The organism is Stenotrophomonas pictorum JCM 9942, from assembly GCF_001431585.1.
Classification (GTDB): domain Bacteria; phylum Pseudomonadota; class Gammaproteobacteria; order Xanthomonadales; family Xanthomonadaceae; genus Stenotrophomonas; species Stenotrophomonas pictorum.
This window is the reverse complement of the sequence record NZ_LLXS01000030.1, coordinates 49277-74695: the sequence shown is the minus strand read 5'-3', so window position 1 is coordinate 74695 and position 25419 is coordinate 49277. Positions and strand designations below refer to the sequence as shown.

Sequence of the window (25419 nt, the reverse complement as noted above, 5' to 3'; positions counted from 1 at the left end):
AGTTTTTCAACGGAATAGGTCGGAAGCGGCCGCCTAAGCACCGGACAAGATCCGCGCCCACCGAGCAAAGTTGGCGACGACGCATGAATTCAACCATGGATCGAGGCCTACGTGCCACGCCTTAGCTCGTCCAGGTAGTTGGCCCAAGCCTGCATCATCTTCTTGCGCTCTCCCAGGTGGGTAGTCCGGTTGTACGCCCGCCCCAGCGGATCCCGCACCGCATGGGCAAGCTGATGCTCGATGAAGTCCGGCCTGAACCCAAGCACCTCGTCCAGCAAGGTTCGCGCCATGGCCCGAAATCCATGGGCAGTCATCATCTCGCCATCGAACCCGAGGTTCCGTAGAGCAGCGTTGATCGTGTTCTCACTGATTGGCTTCTGGATGCTGCGCACGCTGGGAAAGACGTACCGGCTTTTCCTTGCATAGGGCCGGACATCCTCCAGGAGCTCGACGACCTGGCCAGCCAGAGGAACGATGTGCTGGGTCTGGGTCTTGTTGGTGATGTAACGCCACTCAGCAGCATCCAGATCGATATCCTCCCAGCGCGCCGCACGGAGCTCGCCCGGCCTGACGAATAGGAGCGCCGAGAGCTTGAGCGCAGCGGACACGATCGGCGACCCCTGGTAGCCGTAGATGGCCTTGAGAAGCTTCGCCACCTCCCCCGGCTCCGTCAGGCTGGAGAAGTGCTTGGTTTTCGTAGGGGTCAGCGCACCGGCAAGACTCAGGGCGGGGTTGTTCTCTGCACGGCCGGTGGCGATGGCATAGCGAAAGACCATGCCCGCGGCGGCGCGAGCCCGATGTGCCGTCTCAACCGCTCCACGGGCCTCGATCTTCCGGAGGGCTTTCAGCAGGATTGGCGCAGTCACGCTCCGAACGGGCAGATCAGCGATGCTTCCCAGGTCGCGCTCCAGCATCCGGCGCTCCCGTACGACTGACCCGGGGGTCAGCTTCTTGGCCCGTTGCGCCACCAGTTCCTTAGCAAGCGCGCCAAAGGTATTGCCGGCCTCTTCCTCCTGTGCCGCCCGCTCGATCTTCACCACGAGAGCCGGGTCCATGCCCTTCTTGAGCTGGGCCCGGGCCTTGTCCCGCTCGGCGCGAGCTTCTGCCAGGGAAACCGCCGGGTAGTCGCCGATGGTCAGCATGTTCGCCTTGCCGGCGAACCGGTACCGATAACGCCAGATCCTGGCTCCAGAAGGCCTCACCTCGACGCACAGCCCATTGGCGTCGGCGACGCGATAGACCTTGCCCTGGGGCTTGAGGCTGCGCAGCTTGGTGTCCGTCAACATGGCTGTGAGTAACCGGTATGTGAGTAAGCGAAGACCTTCCGGCCATCTTACTCGCACCGTTACTCACGTTCCAGCCGGATGGGGGTGCACACCACCGGACCCGGCCGGACACGAAAGCCACGGAGCACAGCCACTTTGCTAGGATATTCGGACTGATCTGGACGTGGTCGGATCAGCAGATGGTGGGCCCACCAGGATTCGAACCTGGAACCAAAGGATTATGAGTCCTCTGCTCTAACCGTTGAGCTATAGGCCCGCAACGACGGCACAGTGTAGTGGAGCGCGCGTAGGGCGACCACTTGCCCGTGCGCGTTGGGACAGCGCCGCTGCACCGAAGTGGCCGACCGGTGCTGACCGTCTCGCGCGGGCGGCAAAGAAAAACCCCGCCTGGGCGGGGTTTTTCGCGTTCAACCCTACCGCCTGGAAATCACTCGATATCCAGGAAGCTGCGCAGCTGCTCCGAACGGCTCGGGTGACGCAGCTTGCGCAGCGCCTTGGCCTCGATCTGGCGGATGCGCTCGCGGGTGACGTCGAACTGCTTGCCGACTTCTTCCAGCGTGTGGTCGGTATTCATGTCGATACCGAAGCGCATGCGCAACACCTTGGCTTCCCTCGGGGTCAGCCCACCGAGCACGTCGCGCACGGTTTCCGACAGGTTGATGTTGACCGTGTTCTCCACCGGGGACTCCACATTGGTGTCCTCGATGAAGTCGCCCAGATGCGAATCCTCGTCGTCGCCGATCGGGGTTTCCATCGAGATCGGCTCCTTGGCGATCTTCATCACCTTGCGGATCTTGTCCTCGGGCATGTCCATTTCCTTGGCCAGCTCCTCCGGGGTGGCCTCGCGGCCGTACTGCTGGAGCATCTGGCGGGAAATGCGGTTGAGTTTGTTGATCGTCTCGATCATGTGCACCGGAATACGGATGGTGCGCGCCTGGTCGGCGATCGAGCGGGTGATCGCCTGGCGGATCCACCAGGTGGCATAGGTCGAGAACTTGTAGCCGCGGCGGTATTCGAACTTGTCCACGGCCTTCATCAGGCCGATGTTGCCTTCCTGGATCAGATCCAGGAACTGCAGGCCGCGGTTGGTGTACTTCTTGGCGATGGAGATGACCAGGCGCAGGTTGGCCTCGACCATTTCCTTCTTGGCCTTGCGCGCACGGGCCTCGCCATAGGCCATCACACGGCTGATTTCCTTCAGCTCTTCCAGCGACAGCGACGTCGCCTTCTCCACGTCCTGCGTGGCCTGCTGTTCGGAAATGATCTGGTCCTTCACATCACGCAGGGCCGAGGACCACTTCTGCTTGCGCTTCAGTGCATCTTCCACCCATTCCAGATTGGTCTGGTTGCCTTCCCAGGAACGGATGAAATCCTTGCGCGGCATGCGTGCGGTGATCGTGGCCAGATGCAGCACGCGGCGCTCCTGGGCCTTGACCGAAGCCATCACATCGCGCAACTGCTTGACCAGCACGTCGGTCAGCGGCAGCGGCAGCTTCAAGGTCACGAACGTGGCAGCCAGTTCGTCACGCAGCTTGGTACGGGCCTTGTCATCGCCCTTGGCATGGGCTTTCTTGAACTTGGCCATGTCACTGGCCAGCTGTTCCATGCGACGGGCAACTTCAAGCGGATCCGGACCGGTCGGACCGGCTTCCTCTTCGGCGACGTCGTCGTCTTCCTCTTCAGCCTCGGTGTCGGCCTCGGTGTCTTCGCTTTCAGCGACCACGGCCGGCGCCGGCTCTTCTTCCACCAGATCGTTGAAGCCGACGATGATTTCAGCCAGGCGCTTCTTGCCCTCTTTGTGCAGCTCGTAATCGGCCAGCACGGTTTCCACGGCCATCGGGAAGGTGCCCAGTGCGGCCTGCACCTGGCCCAGGCCTTCTTCGATGCGCTTGGCGATGGCGATTTCGCCTTCGCGGGTCAGCAGCTCGACCGTACCCATTTCGCGCATGTACATGCGCACCGGGTCGGTGGTGCGACCACCTTCGGTGTCGAGTGCGGTCAGGGCGGCCGCCGCTTCTTCAGCAGCGGTGTCATCGACTTCGCGGTTGCCCGTGTTGCCGTCGCTCAGGGCCAGCGTGTCGGCATCGGGCGCGACTTCATGGACATCGATGCCCATGCCGGTGATGAGGGCGATGATGTCTTCGATCTGCTCCGGATCGACCATGTCGTCGGGGAGGTGGTCGTTGACTTCGGCGTAGGTCAGGTAGCCCTGTTCCAGGCCCTTGCTGATCAGAAGCTTGATGTCGTTTTGCTGGGCAGGACGTTCGTTGGCCATGTAATGCTCGCGCCACCGGCGGGGAAAGAAGAGAACCTACTATTATACCTGCGCAGCATAACGCTTGCCGGGCGGTGGATTCACGGCGCGTCAGGATCTGAGCAGAAACGTCACCGGTCCGTCATTGACCAGGCTCACTACCATATGGGCACCGAAGCGGCCGGTTTCCACCCGTGCGGTGTGTTTTTCGCGGCAGATGGCCACCAGTTGATTGAAAATACGTTCAGCTTCGTCGGGGGGCGCCGCCGTGCTGAAGCCCGGACGCATGCCGGAGCGGGTGTCGGCGGCCAGCGTGAACTGGCTCACCAGCAGCAGGCCACCGCCGGTATCGCGCAGGGAACGGTTCATTCTGCCGGCATCGTCGGCGAAAACCCGGTAGCCGAGCAGGCGATCGGCCATCCGTGACAGGGCCGCGGCGTCATCGCCCGGCTCCACCCCCACCAGCGCCAGCAGGCCTTGGCCGATTTCGCCGACCACAGTTTCATCGACCGTGACCGAGGCCCGGGTGACACGCTGGATCAGGGAAAGCATGGCGGCTCCTGGCAAAAGGAGGGCGAACCTTAACATCGCGCGGCAGCGGCTAAACTTGGGCACATGAAACCGGACACCGCCGCCAAGCTCTACTATCGCCTCGCCTCCGTGCTCACCCGCCTGCCGTGGTCGTGGCAGCGTTCGCTGGCCGACAGCGTGGCCTGGTTGTGGCGGCGCATCGACGCCCGCGAAAGCCGGGTGACCCGGCGCAATCTGGAGCTGGTGTATCCGGAACTGCCGGCGGCCGAGCGCCAGCGCCTGCACCGCATCATCTTGCGTACCACCGCCCGCCAGGCCCTGGAAACGCTGTACCTGTGGACCCATCCGCCAGCGAGCAACCTGCAACAGCACTTGGTCGAGCGCCACGGCCAGGCGCTGTACGACGCGGCGCTGGCCTCGGGCCAGGGCGTGATCGTGGTGGCGCCGCACTATGGCAACTGGGAGCTGCTCAACCAGTGGCTGGCCTCGCGCGGCCCGTTCGCGTTCGTCTACGCGCCGCCGGAGAACCCCGCCGGCGATGCCTTCCTGCAGCGGGTGCGCAGCGGCGACAACGTGCGCCAGGTCCGCGCCGAAGGTCCGGCCGTGCGACAGCTGTTCAAGGTGCTCAAGGACGGTGGCGCGGTGGCGATCCTGCCCGACCAGCAGCCCAAGAATGGTGACGGCGTGTTCGTGCCGTTCTTCGGCCTCCAGGCCCTGACCATGACCCTGGTCAACCGGCTGGCCGAACGCACCGGTGCGAGGGTGCTGTTCGCCTGGTGCGAGCGGATCGGCCAGGACCTGGAATTCGCGCTGCATGTCGAACCGGCCCCGGCGGCCATGGCCGATCCGGATCTGCAGGTCGCCGCGGCCACGCTCAATGCCGGCATCGAACGCATCGCCCGCCGCGACCCGTCGCAGTACCAGTGGACCTACAAACGCTACACGCTGCGCCCCCCCGGCAGCGGCGAGAAAGACCCGTACGCCACCGCCAGACACCCGCACTGACGCGTTGCCAGCAACACTGCGTCGCCCGACCGCGCCGATTGAATCCCCGGCCGGCGACCCCCATTAGGTTTCCGATGAGCGCCCTGCCCTCCCCTGCAACTTCATCCGCCGGTTTCCCCCAGACTGCGGCCATCCACTGCGAACGGGCAGCGGCCGAGCTTCGCGCCGGGCGTCCCCTGGTGATCGTCGATGGCGACCGGCGCAGTGCCGTCATCGCCTTGGACAGCGCCACCGCTGCCAGCTTCAGCGCCTTCGCCGATGCCGCGGACCAGCGGCACTACCTGTTCCTGACTCGCCCGCGCGCGCAGACGCTGGGAATCGCCGCCGAACACGGCATCCGCATCCCGCTGGCCGGCCTGACATTCGACAGCCTGCCGGCGCTGGCCTACCTGCGCGATGCCACACCGCCGCAAGGCCCGTTCAGCGCTGGCGACGCCCGCGATGCCGCCGCGGTGGAACTGGCGCGGCTGGGCCTGTTGCTGCCGGCGATGGTGGCGGTGGAACTGCCGGCCAGCGATTCGCCGTTTGACCCGTGCATGCACCTGGAGATCGCCGACCTCGCCGAAGGGGCCGCCCAGGCCGGCCAGGATTACGAACTGGTGACGCGTTCGCCGGTGCCGTTGCGCGATGTGGGCATGAGCGAGTTCGCCGTGTTCCGCGGCGGCGTGGCGCAGCGCGACCAGGTGGCGGTGATCGTCGGCACTCCGGACATGGGCGGCATCGTGCCGGTGCGGGTGCATTCGTCCTGCCTGACCGGCGACCTGTTCGGCTCGCTCAAGTGCGATTGCGGCGACCAGCTGCGCCGCGGCCTGCGCACGCTCAAGGAACTGGGCGGCGGCGTCCTGCTGTATCTGGACCAGGAAGGCCGCGGCACCGGCATCGCCGCCAAGATGCGCGCCTACGGCTACCAGCACGAAGGCCTGGACACCATCGATGCCGACGCGCAACTGGGCTTCGGCCCGGACGAGCGCCGCTATGCCAGTGCCGCGGCGATGCTGCGGGGGCTGGGCGTGCGCCGCATCCAGCTGCTGACCAACAATCCGAGCAAGGTGCAGCATCTGCGCAACGCCGGCATCGAAGTGGTCGGTTGCGTGGCGGTAACCGGCGAGATCACCGCCGAGAACGAGCAGTACCTGCGCACCAAGGCCGTGCGCGCCGGCCATCAGCTCGACGTCGATGCGCTGATCATGGCCGCGCAGTAAACCCGGCTCACACGCCTGCGGGCGGATGCTAGGCTCGCTCCAGCCTCATCGCTGGAATCTTCGCTTGTCGATCCAACCCCCCGAACTTCCTCCCGCTCCGGTCGCTGCTGAAGGCCACTGGCAGCCGCTGCCGTCACGCGGCGCCCTGTTCGCCGCCATTGGAGCCGGGCTGACGATGGCGATCACCCTGGCCCTGGCTGCCGGCGCGCTGACGCTGGTGCTGCGCAGCCCGCACTGGCCGCTGATCGCCGCGGCGGGCGCGGTCATCGGCTTGCTGTGGGGAGGCTGGTTCGGCTGGCGCCGGCAACGGCTCACTTTCTGGCGACTGGATGCACAGGCGTTGGGCGTGCGCCGTGGCCACCTGTGGCAGAGCGAGAGCCGGGTACCGGTCTCGCGCGTGCAGCATCTGGACCTGCGCCGTGGCCCGCTGGAGCGCGCCGCCGGGCTGGCCACCCTGACCGTGCATACCGCTGGCACCCGCCTGAACACCGTCGCCATCGCCGGCCTGGACCACGCCGATGCCGAACGCCTGCGCGACCGGCTGGCGCGCCAGCTCGACCATGACGACGACGCGCTGTGAGCACGGCGCCGATGGATGCCGGAGAACGCCGGCTGCACCCGTGGTCCTGGCTGTTCGTGCTGCAGCAGCAGATCCAGCAGCTGCTGCTGCCGCTGGTGGCGGTGCTGGTGTTCGGCAGCCGCGGCGATGACGACAGCCTGCCGTACCACCACTGGATCACCGCGGCGGTCATCGTGGCGGTGCTGGCCTCGGCGCTGGCGCAGTACTGGAGCTACCGCTACCGCATCGGCACCGACACCCTGAGCATCCGCAGCGGCATTTTCGAACGTACCCGCCGCGAGATTCCCTTCGCCCGCATCCACAACGTGGTGGTACACCAGAACCTGCTGCACCGCCTGTTCGGCGTGGCCGAGTTGCGGCTGGAGTCGGCCGCCGGCGACAAGCCCGAAGCGCAGATGCGCGTGCTCAAGCTGGAGCAGGCACTGGAGCTGGAACGCCTGATCCGCCATCGCGGCAGCGCCGCGCCCGGCGTGATGGTCCAGGAGCCGGCCGCGGACGTGCTGCTCACCTTGCCGCTGCCCGAACTGGTGCGGCAGGGGCTGATTTCCAACCGCGCGATAGTGGTGCTGGCCGCCGCCGTCGGCGCCGCCTACCAGCTGTTCCCGCGCCGCGCGATGGAAGATGTCATCACCCAGCAGGGCCGGCAGATGTTCGGCTATGCCAGCCAGCTGCAGCTGGGCACGCCCACGCTGGTGATCACCGGCCTGATGGTCGTGCTGCTCGCACTGGTCCTGCTGCGGGTGCTGTCCATCGGCCTGGCCATTGTCCAGTACCACGGCTTCCGCCTGACCGAGGCCGACCGCCGGCTGACCGTCGAACGCGGGCTGCTGACCCGGCTGCGCAGCAGCGTGGCCCGCCGCCGCATCCAGGCCTGGACCCTGCGCGAAGGCGCGTTGCACCGGCTGTTCAAGCGCCGCCAGCTGCGGGTGGATATCGCCGCCGGCGGTGCCGCCGAGAAGGACGGCCGGGCGTTGAAGGAACTGGCGCCGCTGGCGCCGCCGGACACCTGCGATGGCCTGTTGCAGCAGCTGCTGCCGCAGATCCAATGGCCACCGTCACAGTGGCATGCCGTCTCCACGCGCGGCTGGTGGCGGCTGTGCCTGCCGGCGCTGCTGCCGGTGGCCATCCTGACCGCCGTGCTCACCCATGAAACCGGCGCGCCGGGGCTGTTGCCGCTGTTGTGGCTGCCGTGGTCCGCACTCAAGGCGCACCGCCAGGTCAGCCGCATGGGCTACAGCATCGACGCGCAACGGGTGGCCGTGCGCGGCGGCTGGTGGAACCGCTGGTGGCGCATCGCCGAGCTGGACAAGCTGCAGGCGCTGCGCCTGGACCGCTCACCGCTGGATCGCGCGTTCGGTACCGCCACGCTCACCCTCGACACGGCCGGCGCGTTCGGCGCACCACCGCTGCAGCTGCGGTTGCTGGAAGAGACGCGCGCACGGGAACTGCTGGACCAGCTCGGCGCCGAACTGGCCCGGCGCAAACTGCGCTGGTAGCGGCCGCGCCACGCATCCGGGCCGCTGAAGGCCCGGCTGCTCGGTTCCGTAGCCCGGGCAAGTAAAGCCCACCTTGGAGTCACGTCGAAATTTGCCAACGGAAAACCTGCTTTTTCGGATCCGGCATCAGGCGTGAAGCCCAGCCACCGGTTTGATCCCTCTGACCGGGTGCACTGCGCTTATCCAGGCTACACCTATGTCACTACAACCTGACTTCGCCCTCAGCCTGCTGGCAAGGCGAAGTTGCCGACCCTCAAACCCGCGCCGGGCCCCAGTAGCCGATGCGCTTGCGGATCTTGAGCTTGCGCCACAGGTTCAACGGCTTGGGCTTGCGGTTGCGCGCACCCTTGGCGACGAACGCGTCGATCGCCTGGAGGATGCGCTCGCTGGATTGGCCGTCGCGGTACGGGTGCAGCTGGTCGGCGAACTGGCGCACCGCGGCCATCAGTTCCGGCGGCCGCGACAGCGCGGTGCGGATCGCCCCTTCGAACTGCGCCGGATCGTCGATGTCGATCAGCTGCGGGCCCGGGCGGCGGTTCTTGAAAGTCACCACCGGCTTGTAGGTCAGCAGGAACTCGTTGAGCGCCGAGGAGGTGTCCGAGCACATCATGTCCACCTGCGGGAACAGGTCCAGGATGTTGTCGTCATCGGCAAAGCGCAGGTACGGGCCTTCCAGCGCGCGGTATTTGGCCACCATTTCCGGATCCATCTTCGGATGGAAGGTGACGACCCAGCGCCACTCGCCGGTCTGCGACAGCCGCTTGATCTCGTCGTAAAGAATGCCGGCCGCGCTCCACGACGGTGAGAACGTGGAGTGGTACAGGATTACCGGCGGCTGCCGCACCGGCTCGGGCACGTCGGCCAGCTGGCTCATGAACGGATCGATCTTCGGGAAACCTGTCTCCACCACCGAAAAATGCCCCATCTGCTCGGCCAGCGCCGAGAACGCCGCGGTGTCACGCGGGCCGGTGGTGCAGTACAGGTCGAAGAAGCCGCGGATATAGATGTGGCGCGGCTTGCCGGCATCGAAGCCATGGAAGGTTTCCACCTTCACACCGGGGAAGAAATGCGGCACCGCATTGGACGAGGTGATCACCGCATACGGGTTCCACGCGCGCACCTGCTCCACGCTCAGCAGCGTCTCATCGGCAGCCAGATCCTCCGCGCCGGGACCGTCGAAGAACCAGGCCGCCTCGTCGCCCCGCGCGCGGATCGCCGCCTGCACCGGACGGAGGATGGCCAGCGCGTAGCGCTCGGACCCGTACAGCAGATAGTGGCGTGGCACGCGGAGAACTCCTGGATATTGCGGCAGAGGCGGCCAATTATCGCATCGCCAGTACCCGGCGTCGCTGCTAGGCTTGGCCCCCGGTTCCCCGCGCGAACGGTCGCATGCCCAGCCCAGCCCCCACTTCATCGACCCGGCGGCCACGCCTGTCGGCCTGCATCATCGCCTTCAACGAGGCCGACCGGATCGGCGACTGCCTAGCCTCGCTGGCGTTCTGCGACGAGATCGTGGTGGTGGACTCGTTCTCCACCGATGCCACCGTCGCCATCGCCGAAGCGGCCGGGGCACGGGTGATCCAGCGCGCCTTCGACGGCTTCCGCAGCCAGAAGGCGTTCTGCGTCGAACAGGCCGAACATGACTGGGTGCTGTGCCTGGATGCCGACGAGCGGGTGGATGCGGCCTTGCGCGCGGCCATCGAGGCCGAGCGCGATGCCGGCTTCACGCGCGCCCGGGGTTACCGCTTCGCCCGCTGCTCGGAATATTTCGGCCGTTTCCTGCGCCATGGCACCGCCTATCCGGACCGCGTGCTGCGCCTGTTCGACCGCCGCCACGGCGGCTGGCGCGGCGAGCGCGAGATCCACGAGGCGGTGACGGTGGACGGCCCGATCGCCCTGCTCCGCGGCGACCTGCTGCACCACCCCTACCGCAACTTCCTGCAACTGCTGGACAAGAAGCAGAAGTACGCGCGGATGATGGCCGAGCACGAGTTCAGCCGTGGCAAGCGCGCGACCCTGGGCAAACTGATCCTCGCCCCCACCTGGCGCTTCTTCCGCAGCTATGTGGTCAAGCGCGGCTTCCTGGATGGCTGGCCGGGGCTGATCGAGGCGTTTGTCAGCGCCAACTACGTGCGCCAGAAGACCATCATGCTGTGGCTGCTGTGCAACGGGCAGCCGCTGTAGCCACGGCCTGGCATGTCTGCCGGGCCGCGGCTGGAAAGCCCCTGCAGGCACCCTGAACGCGGCGCAACAAGCCGGAAAACAGCAGGCGCTCCGGCCGATGGCACCGGCCCGGGCCGTTAAAATGGCGTCCCCCATGCTTTGGAAACACACGGGCTGTCACGGCACCGGTTTCCGTACACCGGTACGCCCCCCCTTGCCTGTCCCCCGCAGGCAACCCCTGCAGCGGCCGCTGCTGCTGCCGCGCCATTGCCCTGCCCAAGCCATTCCATGAAGTCCGCCCCCTCCCTTGCCGAGGTGACCGTTGTCTGCGTCACCTACAACTCCTCGCCGCTGGTGGAAACCATGGCCAGCACACTGGCCCGGTTTCCGAATGTGGTCATCGTCGACAACGCCAGCGGCGATGACACCGCCGCGCGCGTCGGCCAGAAGATCCCGCACGCGCGGCTGATCACGCGCCACACCAATGCGGGCTTTGGCGCGGCCAACAATCAGGCGATGGCCGCGGTCCAGACCCCGTTCGCGCTGCTGCTCAACCCCGACTGCAGCATCGCCCCGGCCGATGTGCAGTGCCTGCTCGATTGTCTGGCCCGGTTTCCGCAGGCGGGGCTGGTGGGCCCGCAGAGCTGGCGTGACAACGGCACACCGCAGCTGTGCCACCGCGATGCCTTCTTCCGGCCGGAGACGAAGGGCCGTGTCCGCGTACCGGACCGGCTGGTCAGCGCCGAGTGGATCCATGGCTGCTGCCTGCTGGTACGGACCCGTGCGTTCCACCAGATCGGCGGCTTTGACGAAATCTTTTTCCTCTACTACGAAGACGACGACCTGTGCCTGCGCATGGCCAAAGCCGGCTATCAGTGCCTGCTGCAACCTGCGGCCAGGGCATTCCACCGCGGCGGCGCGTCTTCCACGCCCAGCGTGCGCACGGACTTCATCAAGCGTTTCCACTATGCAAGGTCACGGCAGATCGCCATCCGCCGTTATGTCGGCGCGGCGGCGGCGCGGCGGCATCTGGCCAAACTGCTGCTGGTCGCATTGCCGGCCACGCTGTTCTACAGCCTGCTGTCACGGCCACGGCACGCCATCAAATGGGCCGCATGGGGGGCGGCGGCGCTGTCGGCCGGCCTGACGCTGGACCTGGTTCCGGGCCAAGCCAAAGCTGCGGCATCCACGCGCTTCTGAGTCGTGCGGAACCGGCGCTGGATCGGCCCGCCGGACAGCGCACTGCAAGCGCGCAGTCCCAGCCGGTATACCGCGCCTGCCGGCTCCTCCGGATGACGCGGTGCGGAGGGCGATCGCGGATCAAACACGGGGCCTGCCACTGCCCACGGCCCAGACTGTCACGCCGCCGGGTTCAGGCTTATTCAAGCGTCAGCCGCTGGCTGCCTTGCGCTGAACTGGTGCCTGGCTTCCGCGCGCGGCATTGTCGACCAGTGCCAGCCCGCACAGCACGCCCACCAGGGCGGTGTAGGTGCTGGCGGTGATCTGGTGGGCGAACATCGACTGGGTCATGCCGCACAGGATGTAGCTCACCACCAGCATCACCCCGGCCGCCGCCGGCCCGCGAAAGCCGTCCTCCTCGCTGTCCAACTGCAGGCGCAGGAACAGGCCCAGCGGCAGGCCATAGACGCACAGCAGCAGCAACAGGCCCGGCACACCCTGGGTCGCCGCCCATTCGGCCAGATCGTTGTGCGCATGGCCGAGGTGGCAACGGAACACCTGATCGGCCTGCGAGCTGCATTGGGGAAGGCGCCGCATGGCATCGTCGAAATGGCCGATCCCCACCCCGGTCAGCGGCAGTTCGCGGAAGGTATCCCACGCCACCTGCAGGCGCTCCAGCCGCGCCCCGGCGGAGGAATCCACATCGCCCCGGCCGATCCGCTGCATGTCGCTGCTGAGCTCAGCAAGCCGGGTGTGTTCACGCAACTGCGGCACGCTCAGCACCACCGTTGCGGCCACCAGCACCAGCCCGGCCAGGGCACCAACGCGGAAACGGCCCGTTTTCCAGCGCACCGACAGCGCCATGGCCACGAACAGCACTAGCAGTGCCGGCCATACCCCGCGGCTGCCACTGAGCAGGATCACCGCGCTGCCCGCGGCCATCCCCAGCGCGATCAGTCCCCAGCGCTGCGGGGGACGGCAGAACACCAGCAGCACCATCAGCACCAGCGCGGTGTCGGCCAGCACGATGGCGTTGGTCCAGGCATCGGCCCGCTCCAGCCCGGTGAATACCTGGTAGCCGGCCACCGCGAAGGTGGCGAGCAGGCCTGCCAGCGCGCCCCACCACAGCGCCTGTATCGGCGGCCGCAGCGCACACACCCACAACAGCGCCCACGGCATCACCAGAAAGCGCGAGCGGTTGTCCACGTCCTTGAGCGCATGCTCGAACTGCCACAGGGACAGCAGCCCCAGGGCGATGGTCACCAGCGCCAGCACCAGCAGAATCCGCCCGGCTCGCCCGGCCTGTTGGCGGGCCAGCCACAGGTAATCGGCACCGGCGATCGAACTGGCCAGCAGCAGCAGACCGAACGGCAACAGATTGGCCGGGGTACTGATCACCAGCGCCGGCAACGCGAACAGCGCCAGCGTCGCGGTACGGTGCAGAAACCGCCAGCGCGCCGGGGCGGCCGGCGGGCTGGGAATCGAATCGGCAGTGACGGGGAAATGCGGGTCCATCGGCAGATACTGGGTCCTGGGCACTGAACCAATTCCCGTCCGAGGAACCGTTCCAACCGCCAATGATAGCCAGCCGGCCCCGCGCTGGCTGCCCCCTCAGGGCGGTCCCTGGTCGCGCCGCGCCCACTCCCGCTGCGCTGGCGTGGCGATGCAGCGGCCCTCTATCGCCGTGGCCGGCACCAGCCACCAGGCGCGTCCACTGAGCGTCCCCACCCGCTGGCTGCGGCCACGGACAATGCAATCCAGCAGCGACTTCTCCTGCACCAGCAGCCAGCGCCGCTGCGGCCGCTGCGCCTGCCACACCATGCCCGCCTGCAGCTGCTGTTCCCACGGCCGCTTGAAGCCGAAGGTGCGCGCCGGCCGGTCGGCCAGCAGCAGGTTCTGTTCCTTCCACGCCACCAGTCCCAGTTCCGCATCGGGCCCCAGCCGTCGGCCGACCTCGCGCATCAAGCCGCGGCCGGAGCTGGAGTCGTTGAGCAGGGGATTGACCAGCAGCCCCTGCAGCACCCAGAGCAACGCCAGCAGCGCGGCCAGCACCCGCGCCGGCCATTTCCGCGCGGCCAGCAACAACCCGCCGCCCCCCCACATTCCAATGGCCAGCAGCACCCAGCCCAGGCGCCGCACCGCGTCGTCGGCCAGCGCACGGCGGGCGATCAGCGCCTGCAGCCGGCCCGCGTCCGACCCCCACAGCACGCTGGCACCGGCACCCAACAGCAGCAGCACCAGCGCGGCGGTGAAACCCAGCAGCAACCTGCGGAAGCCGCGCCGGCGCAACAGGCCCGGCCACAGCGGCGCCAGCGCCAGGCAGAACACCGGCAGCGCCGGCAGGATGTAGACATCGCGCTTGCCGCTGGGAATGGAGAAGAACACTACCAGCAGCAACCACCAGCCCAGTAGCAGCAGGTAGCGCGGATCACCGCGCCGCAGCCGGCGCCGCCACGCCGGCAGCGCCCATGGCAGGGCCAGTGCCGCCGGCAACCACAAGGTCAGCATCACCCCCAGGTGGTACCAGGGTGGATTGTGGTGATCCCAGGAATGCAGATAGCGCCCCGCGGTCTGCCGCAGCAGGATGTCGTGCAGGTAGCGGTAGTGGGCCGGATCGTCAGCGCGCCACACCCCCGCCAGCAGCGGCCCCAGCCACAGCGCCAGCGCCCCGGCAAACGCCAGCGGCCCGAGCCAGATGCGGCGATCGCGCCAGTGCAGGTCCACACCCAGCCAGCCGCGCACGACTGCAAACAGCGCCGGCAGCAGCACCAGCAAGGCCAGCACGCCCACACCCTTGGTGATCATGCCCAACCCGGCGGCGAACCAGCCCAGCATCCACATCCGCCAGTCCGGGCCGCGCAGCAGATGCCGCAGCAGGCCGTAGTTGGCCAGGGTCATGAAGGACAGCAGCAGCGGATCGATCTGCGCCTTGCGCGCCTGGAAGGTGAACTGCACGGTTAACAGCAGCAGCCACGCCGCATACAGGCCGACCCGACGCGTCCAAAGCCGCCGGCCGAGGTCGTACACGCAGGCCAGGGTGGCCAGCGCGGCCAGCAGCGACGGCAGCAGGAAGGCGATGCGCCAGTCCCGCACCAGCAGGTAGACGGCCGCCTGCAGCCACATGAGCATCGGCGGCTTGTCCGAATACAACTCGGTGCCGCGCTGCGGAAACAGCCACTGGCCGCTTTCCACCATCTGTCTGGCGACCAGGGCAAAGCGCGGCTCGTCCGACGGCCACGGGTCACGCAGGCCGATGCCGGCGCCGAGCACCAGCAGGGCGGTCACCGCCAGCCACCAGAATTCGCGCCGTGCCCGCTCATCGCCCATGGAGGGCGATGATAGGGACCTCAGGTCAAGGCGGTTTTCACCAGCCGCGCATAGAAGAAACCGTCACCGCCGTGCTCGCCCGGCAGGCGCTGGCGGGTGCCATCCACTGCATGGCCGAAGCCTTCCGGCAACGCCTCGATCCGCGCATCGGGCGTGCGCGCCAGGAACCGGGCCACCTGCTGCTGGTTCTCCTGACGCAGGATCGAGCAGGTCGAATACAGCAGCACCCCGCCCGGGCGCAGCACCGGCCACAGCGCATCGAGCAGACGCGCCTGCAGCGCCACCAGCGCGGTGATGTCATCGGGCCGGCGGTGCAGCAGCACGTCCGGCTGGCGGCGGATGATGCCGGTGGCCGAGCACGGCGCATCCAGCAGTACCGAATCGAACGGCTGTCCGTCCCACCAGCGGGCGGTATCGGCCGCGTCGGCGGCCTGGATCTTCGCGCGGGCACCGACCCCGGTGCGGGCGAAGGTCTCGCCGATGCGCGACAACCGCCGCGCATCCACATCCAGCGCCAGCAGCTGCAGGCCAGGATCACGCTCCAGCAGATGCGCCGACTTGCCGCCCGGTGCGGCGCAGGCATCGAGCACCCGCGCCCCTGCCGCCGGCCGCAAGGCATCGGCCACCTGCTGCGCGGACAGGTCCTGTACCGATACGGCACCCTGTGCGAAGCGGGGCAGACTGGCCACCGGCACCGCGACCGGCAGCCGCACCGCGTTGGCCGACAACGGTTCGGCCAGCGCCTCGATGCCCGCCGCCTCCAGCAGCGCCAGATAGGCCTCACGGCTGTGCTGCTGGCCATTGACGCGCAGCCACAGCGGTGCCGGCTGCAGGCTCTCGTTGAGGATCATGTCGGCCTGCTGCGGCCAGTCCTCGCGGACCCGGGCCAGCAGCCACGATGGCCACGCATCCTCGGCCCGCGCGTCGGCAAAGCCCTCGCGCTGGGCGCGACGCAGCAGCGCGTTGACCATCCCGGCCTGGCGCTCGCGGCCCAGTGCGCGCGCCGCGTCCACCGTCGCCGACAGCGCCGCGTGTGCCGGCAGCTGCAGCACATCCAGCTGCGCGAACCCGGCCATCAGCACCGCGCGCAGATCCGCATCGCGCGGGCCCAGCGGCTTCTGCAGCCACTGCTGCAACGCCTGGTCGTAGACCGTGCGCCGGCGCAATGCGGCAAAGCAGATTGCCTCCAGCAAGGCGCGGTCGCGGCCGTCCTCCAGCTTGGGTAGCGCCGCGCCGAGCTCAGCCTTGAGCGAACGGCCCTTGCCGATCACCGCGGCCAGCACCTTGGCCGCCAACGCGCGGGTCTGCACCCCGGGTTGCGCGGTGGCGGTCCTGTTGCCCCACGGCGTAGAAGTCGCACCCGCCATCGGCTCAGCCCTCGATCCGCAGGTCACGACGGGCGTTGAGATAGTCCGCCGCGGTGATCGCCTTGCCGCCCTCGCGCTGCACCACGCGCAGGCGCAACGCGCCCCGGCCGCAAGCGATGTCGATACCCTCGCGCGCCGCGCCGATCACCGTACCCGGCGCCTTGCCGTGGTTGTCGGCGATGGCCACCGCGCCGTGGATACGCACACGTTCACCAGCTAGCACGGCCTCGGCGATCGGCCACGGATTGAACGCGCGCACCGTGCGCGCCAGCACTTCCGCGTCCTGATCCCAGTCCAGCCTGGCCTCGGCCTTGTCCAGCTTGTGCGCGTAGGTGACGCCTTCGGCCGGCTGCACCTGCGGGATCGGTTTGAGGCCGGCGCGCAGCAGGCCCAGGCCATCGGCCAGCACCTGTGCGCCCAGCTGCGCCAGCCGGTCATGCAGCTGGCCGCCGGTATCGGTGTCGTTGATCGGGGTGTGCTGGCGCAGCAGCACCGGGCCGGTGTCCAGCCCGGCCTCCATCTGCATCAGGCACACGCCGGTTTCGGCATCGCCGGCCTGGATCGCGCGCTGGATCGGCGCGGCACCGCGCCAGCGCGGCAGCAGCGAGGCATGCACGTTCCAGCAGCCGTGGGTGGGAATAGCCAGCACCGCCTTGGGCAGGATCAACCCGTAGGCGACCACGACCATCAGATCCGGCTGCAGCGCGCGCAGCTGCTGCTGGGCTTCGGCGGTTTTCAGGGTTTCCGGCTGGAATACCGGGATGCCGCGGGCGATGGCGTCGAGCTTGACTGGCGAGGGCATCAGCCCGCGGCCGCGCCCGGCCGGGCGGTCGGGCTGGGTGTAGACCGCCACCACTTCGTGCTGGCGCGCGGCCGCTCCCAGCGAGGCGACGGCGAACTCCGGCGTACCGGCAAAAACGATTCTCATGGCAATCCCACTCCCGGAAAGAACAACGGCGCCGGAGGGCGGCGCCGTGCATCGCGGGATCCGGCTACGGCTCCCGCCACGGGCAACCCGGACACATCCGGGTCACCACTGGACTCAGGCCACGTGCTTGCGCTGTTTGGCCAGTTTCTTGCGCACCATCTCGCGCTTGAGCGGCGAGAGGTAATCGATGAACAGCTTGCCGTCCAGATGATCCATCTCGTGCTGGATGCAGGTGGCCAGCAGATCGTCGGCGACCAGCTCCTGCTGCTTGCCGTCGCGGTCGATAAAACGCACCACGATGCTGTCGGCGCGGGTCACATCGGCATAGATACCGGGCACTGACAGGCAGCCTTCCTGGTAGACGCGGCCGCCTTCGCTGGCACTGACGATCTGCGGATTGATGAACACCATCGGCGTGTTGCGCTCCTCGCTGGTGTCGATGACCATGAAGCGCTTGTGCACGTCCACCTGGCTGGCCGCCAGGCCGATGCCCGGCGCCTCGTACATGGTCTGGAACATGTCATCGAGCAGCTGCTGGAAGACCGGCGTGGTCACTTCGGCAGCATCGACGGGAGCCGCCTTGGTACGCAGCCGCGGATCGGGGAATTCGAGAATGGGCAGAAGGGCCATGGTGATACCGGATATGGGGATGCCGCATCAATTCGGCAAGATGTCTCAATTCTAACGCCTGCGCTTGCCCGGCGCCCCCGTTTCTGCACTATAGTGCCGCAACCTGTTGGGGAATCAGGCAGATCGCAACCATGTTGAAACAATTCCGTACGGTCGCCGCCGTGGCGCTGCTGACCGTCACGACGTACGCCGTCGCCGTGGATATGAACGGCGCGCACCCTGACACCTATGTGGTGAAGAAGGGCGACACGCTGTGGGACATCTCTGCACGTTTCCTGACAAAGCCGTGGCTTTGGCCGGAAATCTGGCAGGCCAACCCGCAGGTCAAGAATCCGCACCTGATCTATCCGGGCGACGTGCTGAGCCTGGCCTACCTGGACCGCGTCACCGCCCAGCCCGGCCCGCGCCAGGAAGCACCGATCAACGCGATCCCGCTGGCGGACGTTGAGCCGTTCCTGAAGAACCTGACCGTTGTGGACAGCTTCAAGGAGCTGCCCTATGTCGTCGGCCTGGAAGAAAACCGCCTGCGCGCCAGCGCCGGCCAGAACGCCTATGTGCTGGGCCTGCAGGACGCCCAGCCGGGCCAGCGCTACGCGGTGGTCCGCCCGACCGTGCGCTTCGGCCAGCCCAAGCCCACCGACGATCTGGACGCCCGCGGCGATACCGTTCCCGGCAGCGGCAACCTGTGGAAGAACTACGTGGCCACCGGCGACCGCAGCGAGTTCCTCGGCTACGAACTGGCCCAGGTCAACGTTGGCACGCTGACCCAGGTCGCCAGCGGCGGCGTCCAGGCGTCCACCCTGAAGCTGGAAGACAGCGGGCGCGAAGTCCGTGCCGGTGACCGCATCGTGCCGGTGCAGGCCAACCCGTACGACCTGCAGTTCGTTCCGCACGCCCCGGCCAGTGCCGCAGCGCCGGGCCATCTGCGCGTGCTGGCAGTGGCCGACACCTTCACCTCCGGCGGTCCGCGCGATGTCATCGCCATCTCCGGCGGGGCGCGTGATGGCATCGACAATGGCACGGTGTTCTCGATCTGGCGCAATGGCAGTCACATCAACGACCGTGTGACAGGCAGCAAGTCCACCTCGCGCGCGGACGATGCGCTCAAGGCCGGCGGCAGCCGTGTCTCGTTGCCGGACGAATATGCCGCCCACGCAATGGTGTTCCGCACCTTCGACAAGGTCAGCTACGCGCTGGTGATGGAAGGCACCCGGCAGGCCCGCGTCGGTTACGAGCTCAAGCACCCCGACGCGCAGTAAGCGGCAAAACCCTACGCGACAAAGCGACGGCGCCCGAGGGCGCCGTCGCTGTTTGCGGGTCAGGCTCGGCCGATGGACGATGCCTCCCAAGCCAGACCTGCCCCGTTTACCGAAGCGCTGTTGCGACTGGTGCTGGCCGGCGGTCCCCATCAACCGCGGCGCACGCTGCTGTCACATTTCAGCAGTGCCGAAGCAGCCCTGGCCGCCGGTGCCGCCGCATGGCGTGAGGCCGGCTGCACACCCGCCCAATGCCAGTCACTGGCCCATCCCGATCACGACACCCTGGTACGCGCGCAGGCGTGGCTGCAACAGCCCCACCATCATCTGCTCGGTTGCAACGATCCCGACTACCCGCCACTGCTGCGCGCCAGTCCGCATCCGGCGCTGGCACTGTTTGTCGATGGGGACCCGACCACCCTGTGGCAACCGGCCATCGCCATCGTCGGCAGCCGCAACCCCAGTGCCGGCGGGCGCGATCATGCGCGCGATTTCGCCCAGGCCCTGGCCAGCTCCGGCCTGACCATCGCCAGCGGGCTGGCCGCCGGAGTGGACGCGGCCGCCCACCGTGCCGCGTTGGCCTGCGACGGCAAGACGTTTGCGGTGATCGGCACCGGCGCCGACATCAGCTACCCGCGCCATCATCGGCAGTTGCAGCAGCAGGTGGCCGAGCACGGCGCCGTGGTCAGCGAATATCCGCCCGGCACCCCGCCGCGGACCGGCCATTTCCCGGCCCGCAACCGGCTGCTGGCGGGGCTGAGCCTGGGCACGGTCGTCATCGAGGCGGCCGAACGCTCCGGTGCACTGATCACCGCACGCCTGGCCAGCGAGGCCGGGCGCGAGGTCTTCGCCCTGCCCGGCTCGCTGCACAATCCCATGGCCGCCGGCTGCCACCGCCTGATCCGCGACGGCGCCATTCTGGTGACACAGCCACAGGATATCCTCGAAGGCGTGGCCAATCTGGCCGGGGAACTGGCCGCCGGCTTGCAAATGCGCCTGGCGGCCCCCATTGCAGAGGCGCCGGCAGGTTCTGCGCCGGCACCCGACCTGCCGGACATCAACTACCAGCGATTGTGGAATGCACTGGGGTTTGACCCAACCGGTATGGATTCACTGATCGAGCGCACTGGATTGACGGCCGCCAGCCTGTCCTCCATGCTGCTGGTCATGGAACTGGAAGGAAGCGTGTCGTCGGCGCACGGCCGCTACACCCGCACCTGAAGTTCCTTCACCTCCACAGCGCCACTGGCGCAGGCCGAGGGGCAATGAAAGAGAGTATTCTGGACGTCCTGCTGTACCTGTTTGAACACTATTTCAGCGAGGATGCCGATCTCATCCGGGACCGCGATTCGCTGCAGCACGGCCTGATCCAGGCCGGATTCAGCCCCACCGAGATCAACAAGGCCTTCGACTGGCTCGACGCCCTGGCCGAGCAGCGCCCGGCCGTATCGCAGCCGCGGGTCGACTGGCCGGTACGCGTGTTCCATGGCCCCGAGCTGGACAAGCTGGACGTGGACTGCCGGGGTTTCCTGCTGTTCCTGGAGCATCACCGGATCCTGGATGCAGACCAGCGCGAGCTGGTGCTGGACCGTGCAATGGCGCTGGACCAGGACGAACTGGACCTGGACGACCTCAAGTGGGTCGTGCTGATGGTGCTGTTCAACCAGCCCGGGGCCGAAGCGGCCTACGCCTGGATGGAAACCCAGATGTTCATCGACGAACCCGAACCCCTGCATTGAGCCGCGCGGCCTGCAAGGACGCATGAGGACATCCCCGTGAGCCAGTGGTTCTACGCCGAAGGCAACCGCGAACGGCGCGGTCCGCTGACCGATGACAACATCGTCGAACTGTTCCGCTCCGGCCGTATCGCGGCCGATACGCTGCTGTGGCGCGAAGGTGCCGGCGACTGGCAGCCGCTGCAGCGCTATGCCGCCGAACTGGGCCTGCACGATGTGATCGCCGCGCCGACAGCCGCCCCACTGTTGCCGCCACCGCTTCAGCAGACACCTGCGGGGAGCGCGCCCGCCCCGGCAGTCAAGCCGGGCCTGTCCGGCTGCGCCATCGCCGGCATCATCGCCGCGGTGGGCGGTGTCATTCTGGTGGCGATCGTCGGCATCCTTGCCGCCATCGCGCTGCCTGCGTACCAGTCCTACACGCTGCGCGCCAAAGCCAGCCTGGCCCTGGGGCAACTGGCACCACTGAAGATCGAAATCAGCGATTTCGTGCAGCACAACGGGCGTTGCCCGGTGAACGACGATGAGGGTTTCCGGACGCCCGGCAGCTATGCCCAGGACGCCATCGCCAGCGTGCGCATCGGCCGCTTCGACAACGGCCATTGCGGGCTGGAAGCGCAGTTGCGGGAGCCCGGTAGTCCGCAGCTCGATGGCAAGGCACTGTGGCTGGACTACGACACCGGCGCCCGGACATGGCAGTGCAGCTCGGACGTGGACGACAGGTTTCTGCCGCTACACTGCCGCAGCTGAGACACACCATTCATTTACGGGGGGAACACGATGAGCCAGTGGTATTACGCCGATGCGCAGCGCGAGAGGCACGGTCCGGTGGAGGCCGGGATCCTGCGCGGAAAATTCCGCCAGAACGAACTGGACCTGTCCACGCTGGTCTGGCGTGAAGGCATGGACCAGTGGCAGCCCCTGTCGGCCATGGCCGAGGAGCTGCAGCTGATCGAAAAGGCCAGCCCAGGTATCGACCTGCGCGCGGACTACGTGGCCATCGAGAACGGCACCGCCGCCACGCCGATTTCCCTGCAGAAAGCCGACGAGACCCATTCCCCCTACACCGCACCGGCCAGCATCTCGCCGGGCGATGGCACGGTGGTTGGCGGCGGCGAAGTGGTCTACGCCGGCTTCTGGAAGCGGGTGGCCGCCTACTGCATCGACAGCGTGATCGTGGGCATGGTCGGCGGCGTGATCGCGATGGTCATCGGCATGGTGCTGGGCCTGGGCATGGCCGGCATCGGCGGGGGCAGCGACGCGATGGGCGCCGGTTTCATCATGATCCAGCTGCTGACCAACGTGCTGTCCATCGCCCTGGCTGCCGCCTATTACGCCGGCTTCCACGCCTCGGCCGGCAAGGCCACGCTGGGCAAGATGGCCGTGGGCATCAAGGTGGTGCGCACGGACGGTGAGCGCATCAGCATCGCCCGTGGTATCGGCCGCTACTTCGCGGCCATGCTCAGCGGCCTGATCCTGTGCATCGGCTTTGTGATGGCCGCCTTCACCGAACGCAAACAGGGTCTGCACGACTTGATCTGCGACACCCTGGTGGTCGACAAATGGGCCTTCACCGACCATCCGGAATGGCAGCAGCGCGGCCTGGGCACCGTCACCATCGTGATCCTGTCGATTTTCGGGCTGCTGATGGCGGTCGTTATCGTCGCCCTGCTGGCCATGATCGGCATCGCCGCCAGCCAGTTCAGTTGAGGTCCGTGCCGCCGGCGCGCTTGACAGCGGCCGGTCCGGCATGATTCCTCTAATAAGGAAGAAAGCTGAACGCCCGGGCCCCTGCCCGGGCGTCAATCTATCCAGAACGGCCGCAGCGCTTCACTAACGCAGGCGATTGCGCCACCCTAGCGCCCCCGATCAGGGGCGCTCTCCCCCCAAGAAAGTATTGATATGCCCAAGCACCTGCTCATCGTCGAATCGCCGGCCAAGGCCAAGACGATCAACAAATACCTCGGCAAGGACTTCACCGTCCTGGCCTCGTATGGGCATGTGCGGGACCTGGTTCCCAAAGAGGGCGCGGTCGATCCGGACAACGGCTTCGCCATGCGCTACGACCTGATCGAAAAGAACCAGAAGCACGTGGAAGCCATCGCCAAGGCCGCCAAGGGCGCCGACGACATCTTCCTGGCGACCGACCCGGATCGCGAGGGCGAGGCGATCAGCTGGCATATCGCCGAGATCCTGAAAGAGCGCGGGCTGGCCGAAGGCAAGCCGATGCAGCGGGTGGTGTTCACCGAGATCACCCCACGGGCGATCAAGGAGGCCATGACCCAGCCGCGCGCCATCGCCGGCGATCTGGTCGATGCGCAGCAGGCGCGTCGCGCACTGGATTACCTGGTCGGCTTCAACCTCTCCCCGGTGCTGTGGCGCAAGGTGCAGCGCGGCCTGTCCGCCGGCCGGGTGCAGAGCCCGGCGCTGCGCATGATCGTCGAGCGCGAGGAGGAGATCGAAGCCTTCATCGCCCGCGAGTACTGGAGTATCGAAGCGGCCTGCGCGCATCCCTCGCAGCCCTTCAACGCCCGCCTGGTCAAGCTGGACGGACAGAAGTTCGAGCAGTTCACCGTCACCGACGGTGATACCGCCGAAGCCGCGCGGCTGCGCATCCAGCAGGCCGCGCAGGGCGCGCTGCACGTCACCGACGTGGCCAGCAAGGAGCGCAAGCGCCGCCCGGCCGCGCCGTTCACCACCTCCACGCTGCAGCAGGAAGCCTCGCGCAAGCTCGGCTTCACCACCCGCAAGACCATGCAGGTGGCGCAGAAACTGTATGAAGGCGTGGCCATCGGCGATGAAGGCACGGTCGGCCTGATCTCCTATATGCGTACCGACTCGGTCAGCCTGTCGCAGGACGCGCTGGCCGAGATCCGCGACGTGATCGCCCGCGACTACGGCACCCGTTCGTTGCCGGACAAGCCCAACACCTACACCACCAAATCCAAGAACGCCCAGGAAGCCCACGAAGCCGTGCGCCCGACCTCGGCGTTGCGCACGCCGGCGCAGGTCGGCAAGTACCTGACCGACGACGAGCGCAAGCTGTACGAGCTGATCTGGAAACGCGCCGTCGCCAGCCAGATGATTCCGGCCATCTTGAACACCGTCAGCGTCGACCTGGCCGCCGGCAGCGAGCACGTGTTCCGCGCCAGCGGCACCACCGTGGTGGTGCCCGGCTTCCTGGCCGTGTACGAGGAAGGCAAGGACAGCAAGAACGCCGAGGACGAGGACGAAGGCCGCAAGCTCCCGGCGATGAAGCCCGGCGACCGCGTGCCGCTGGACCGCATCGTCGCCGACCAGCACTTCACCCAGCCGCCGCCGCGTTTCACCGAAGCGGCACTGGTCAAGGCGCTGGAGGAATACGGTATCGGCCGTCCGTCGACCTACGCCTCGATCATCCAGACCCTGCTGTTCCGCAAGTACACCGAGATGGAAGGTCGCAGCTTCAAGCCCACCGACGTCGGCCGCGCGGTCAGCAAGTTCCTGTCCAGCCACTTCACCCGCTACGTCGATTACGACTTCACCGCCAAACTCGAGGACGAGCTCGATGCGGTGTCGCGCGGCGAAGAGGAGTGGGTGCCGCTGATGGAGCGCTTCTGGGGCCCGTTCAAGGAGCTGGTCAGCGACAAGAGCGAATCGCTGGACCGCACCGACGCCGGCAGCGCCCGTGTGCTGGGCGTGGACCCGGCCAGCGGCAAGGAAGTCAGCGCGCGTATCGGCCGGTTCGGGCCGATGGTGCAGATCGGCACGGTCGATGACGAGGACAAACCCAAGTTCGCCTCGCTGCAGCCGGGCCAGAGCATCTATTCGATCTCGCTGGAAGATGCGCTGAAGCTGTTCGACATGCCGCGCAAGCTGGGCGCCGACGCCAACGGCGAGGAAGTCACCGTCGGCATCGGCCGCTTCGGTCCGTTCGCCAAGCGCGGCAGCACCTACGCCTCGCTGACCAAGGAAGACGACCCGTACAAGATCGATCTGGCCCGCGCCATCTTCCTGATCGAGGAGAAGGAAGAAATCGCGCGCAACCGCATCATCAAGGAGTTCGAGGGCTCGGAGATCCAGGTGCTCAACGGCCGTTTCGGCCCGTACATCAGCGACGGCAAGCTCAACGGCAAGATTCCCAAGGACCGCGAGCCGGCCTCGCTGACCCTGGCCGAGGTCGAGCAGCTGATGGCCGAAACCGGCAAGCCGGTACGCAAGGGCTTCGGCAAGAAGACCGCCGCCAAGAAGACCGCGGTGAAGAAGGAGGCGGCGCCGAAGAAGACCGCCGCAAAGAAGGCCCCGGCCAAGAAGGCGGCGAGCAAAAAAGCCGCCACCAAGAAGACCGCGGCCAAGAAAGCCACCAAGAAAACCGTCGCCAAGAAGACGGTGAAGGCGACGGCCGTCGACGACGCCCCGCCGTTCTGACCGGGATTTCCCCTGCCCGCGCGGCAGGCGGATAATCGCTGTTCCGCATGAGGCCGCCCATGGGCGGCCTTGTTG

At 67.4% G+C, this 25419-nt stretch carries 21 protein-coding genes and 1 tRNA gene; 12 read left to right on the top strand and 10 right to left on the bottom strand.

The features are described from left to right. Positions 1 to 107 precede the first annotated feature (107 nt). The 4 genes from ARC78_RS10740 to dtd all read right to left on the bottom strand — a co-directional run bounded on the left by ARC78_RS10740 (position 108) and on the right by dtd (position 4092). On the bottom strand, positions 108 to 1286 hold the full coding sequence (locus ARC78_RS10740; RefSeq protein ID WP_054659492.1) for a tyrosine-type recombinase/integrase: 1179 nt from the start codon (positions 1284 to 1286) through the stop codon (positions 108 to 110). 180 nt (positions 1287 to 1466) lie between these two features. Beyond that, positions 1467 to 1542 (bottom strand) — tRNA-Ile (locus ARC78_RS10735). Positions 1543 to 1713: 171 nt separating this feature from the next. After that, positions 1714 to 3561, bottom strand: a complete 1848-nt coding sequence (rpoD, locus tag ARC78_RS10730) for an RNA polymerase sigma factor RpoD (RefSeq protein ID WP_054659490.1) — start codon at positions 3559 to 3561, stop codon at positions 1714 to 1716. A 90-nt stretch (positions 3562 to 3651) separates the two neighbouring features. After that, positions 3652 to 4092: a D-aminoacyl-tRNA deacylase gene (gene dtd, locus ARC78_RS10725; RefSeq protein ID WP_054659488.1), complete on the bottom strand. Its 441-nt coding sequence runs from the start codon at positions 4090 to 4092 to the stop codon at positions 3652 to 3654. Positions 4093 to 4155: 63 nt separating this feature from the next. Between dtd and ARC78_RS10720 the strand changes: the two genes are divergently transcribed. The 4 genes from ARC78_RS10720 to ARC78_RS10705 all read left to right on the top strand — a co-directional run bounded on the left by ARC78_RS10720 (position 4156) and on the right by ARC78_RS10705 (position 8354). Continuing rightward, complete coding sequence (locus ARC78_RS10720) at positions 4156 to 5076, top strand: lauroyl acyltransferase (protein WP_054659486.1); 921 nt, start codon at positions 4156 to 4158, stop codon at positions 5074 to 5076. A 74-nt stretch (positions 5077 to 5150) separates the two neighbouring features. Then, on the top strand, positions 5151 to 6278 hold the full coding sequence (gene ribA, locus ARC78_RS10715) for a GTP cyclohydrolase II RibA (RefSeq protein WP_057506278.1): 1128 nt from the start codon (positions 5151 to 5153) through the stop codon (positions 6276 to 6278). Positions 6279 to 6342: 64 nt separating this feature from the next. Next, the gene (locus ARC78_RS10710; protein WP_241772725.1) at positions 6343 to 6858 is read left to right on the top strand and encodes a PH domain-containing protein; all 516 of its coding nucleotides are present in this window, start codon (positions 6343 to 6345) and stop codon (positions 6856 to 6858) included. Between the two features lie 11 nt (positions 6859 to 6869). After that, positions 6870 to 8354: a PH domain-containing protein gene (locus tag ARC78_RS10705; RefSeq protein ID WP_057506281.1), complete on the top strand. Its 1485-nt coding sequence runs from the start codon at positions 6870 to 6872 to the stop codon at positions 8352 to 8354. Positions 8355 to 8607: 253 nt separating this feature from the next. On the opposite strand, the gene ARC78_RS10700 is transcribed toward ARC78_RS10705, so the two are convergent. Then, positions 8608 to 9639, bottom strand: coding sequence for a CDP-glycerol glycerophosphotransferase family protein (locus tag ARC78_RS10700; RefSeq protein ID WP_054659364.1), 1032 nt, complete (start codon positions 9637 to 9639; stop codon positions 8608 to 8610). 104 nt (positions 9640 to 9743) lie between these two features. On the opposite strand from ARC78_RS10700, the gene ARC78_RS10695 reads away from it, so the two are divergent. Continuing rightward, positions 9744 to 10538, top strand: coding sequence for a glycosyltransferase family 2 protein (locus tag ARC78_RS10695; protein ID WP_057506276.1), 795 nt, complete (start codon positions 9744 to 9746; stop codon positions 10536 to 10538). A gap of 267 nt (positions 10539 to 10805) precedes the next feature. Continuing rightward, a complete protein-coding gene (locus ARC78_RS10690; RefSeq protein ID WP_083468493.1) occupies positions 10806 to 11717 on the top strand; it encodes a glycosyltransferase family 2 protein in 912 nt (303 codons plus the stop codon). A gap of 189 nt (positions 11718 to 11906) precedes the next feature. Here ARC78_RS10690 and ARC78_RS10685 read toward each other — a convergent pair whose 3' ends face one another. The 5 genes from ARC78_RS10685 to def all read right to left on the bottom strand — a co-directional run bounded on the left by ARC78_RS10685 (position 11907) and on the right by def (position 17948). Next, a complete protein-coding gene (locus tag ARC78_RS10685) occupies positions 11907 to 13211 on the bottom strand; it encodes an O-antigen ligase family protein (RefSeq protein WP_096144953.1) in 1305 nt (434 codons plus the stop codon). Between the two features lie 96 nt (positions 13212 to 13307). Next, on the bottom strand, positions 13308 to 15023 hold the full coding sequence (locus tag ARC78_RS10680) for an ArnT family glycosyltransferase (protein ID WP_057506275.1): 1716 nt from the start codon (positions 15021 to 15023) through the stop codon (positions 13308 to 13310). Positions 15024 to 15043: 20 nt separating this feature from the next. Further along, positions 15044 to 16390 (bottom strand): 16S rRNA (cytosine(967)-C(5))-methyltransferase RsmB, encoded by a 1347-nt coding sequence (rsmB, locus tag ARC78_RS10675; RefSeq protein WP_057506274.1) that lies wholly within the window; start codon positions 16388 to 16390, stop codon positions 15044 to 15046. 4 nt (positions 16391 to 16394) lie between these two features. After that, positions 16395 to 17318: a methionyl-tRNA formyltransferase gene (fmt, locus tag ARC78_RS10670; protein ID WP_057506273.1), complete on the bottom strand. Its 924-nt coding sequence runs from the start codon at positions 17316 to 17318 to the stop codon at positions 16395 to 16397. Positions 17319 to 17432: 114 nt separating this feature from the next. Continuing rightward, on the bottom strand, positions 17433 to 17948 hold the full coding sequence (def, locus tag ARC78_RS10665) for a peptide deformylase (RefSeq protein ID WP_054660419.1): 516 nt from the start codon (positions 17946 to 17948) through the stop codon (positions 17433 to 17435). Between the two features lie 131 nt (positions 17949 to 18079). Here def and ARC78_RS10660 point away from each other — a divergent pair, with 131 nt between their 5' ends. The 6 genes from ARC78_RS10660 to ARC78_RS10635 all read left to right on the top strand — a co-directional run bounded on the left by ARC78_RS10660 (position 18080) and on the right by ARC78_RS10635 (position 25344). Beyond that, complete coding sequence (locus ARC78_RS10660; protein ID WP_054660421.1) at positions 18080 to 19207, top strand: LysM peptidoglycan-binding domain-containing protein; 1128 nt, start codon at positions 18080 to 18082, stop codon at positions 19205 to 19207. 72 nt (positions 19208 to 19279) lie between these two features. Beyond that, positions 19280 to 20425 (top strand): DNA-processing protein DprA, encoded by a 1146-nt coding sequence (gene dprA / locus ARC78_RS10655; protein ID WP_057506272.1) that lies wholly within the window; start codon positions 19280 to 19282, stop codon positions 20423 to 20425. A gap of 44 nt (positions 20426 to 20469) precedes the next feature. After that, the gene (locus ARC78_RS10650; RefSeq protein ID WP_054659382.1) at positions 20470 to 20943 is read left to right on the top strand and encodes a DUF494 family protein; all 474 of its coding nucleotides are present in this window, start codon (positions 20470 to 20472) and stop codon (positions 20941 to 20943) included. 36 nt (positions 20944 to 20979) lie between these two features. Next, positions 20980 to 21687 (top strand): pilin, encoded by a 708-nt coding sequence (locus tag ARC78_RS10645; protein ID WP_054659380.1) that lies wholly within the window; start codon positions 20980 to 20982, stop codon positions 21685 to 21687. 30 nt (positions 21688 to 21717) lie between these two features. Continuing rightward, entirely contained in the window at positions 21718 to 22647 is a 930-nt protein-coding gene (locus ARC78_RS10640) for an RDD family protein (protein ID WP_057506271.1), read from the top strand. 192 nt (positions 22648 to 22839) lie between these two features. After that, a complete protein-coding gene (locus tag ARC78_RS10635) occupies positions 22840 to 25344 on the top strand; it encodes a DNA topoisomerase I (RefSeq protein WP_054659378.1) in 2505 nt (834 codons plus the stop codon). Positions 25345 to 25419: the final 75 nt, after the last annotated feature.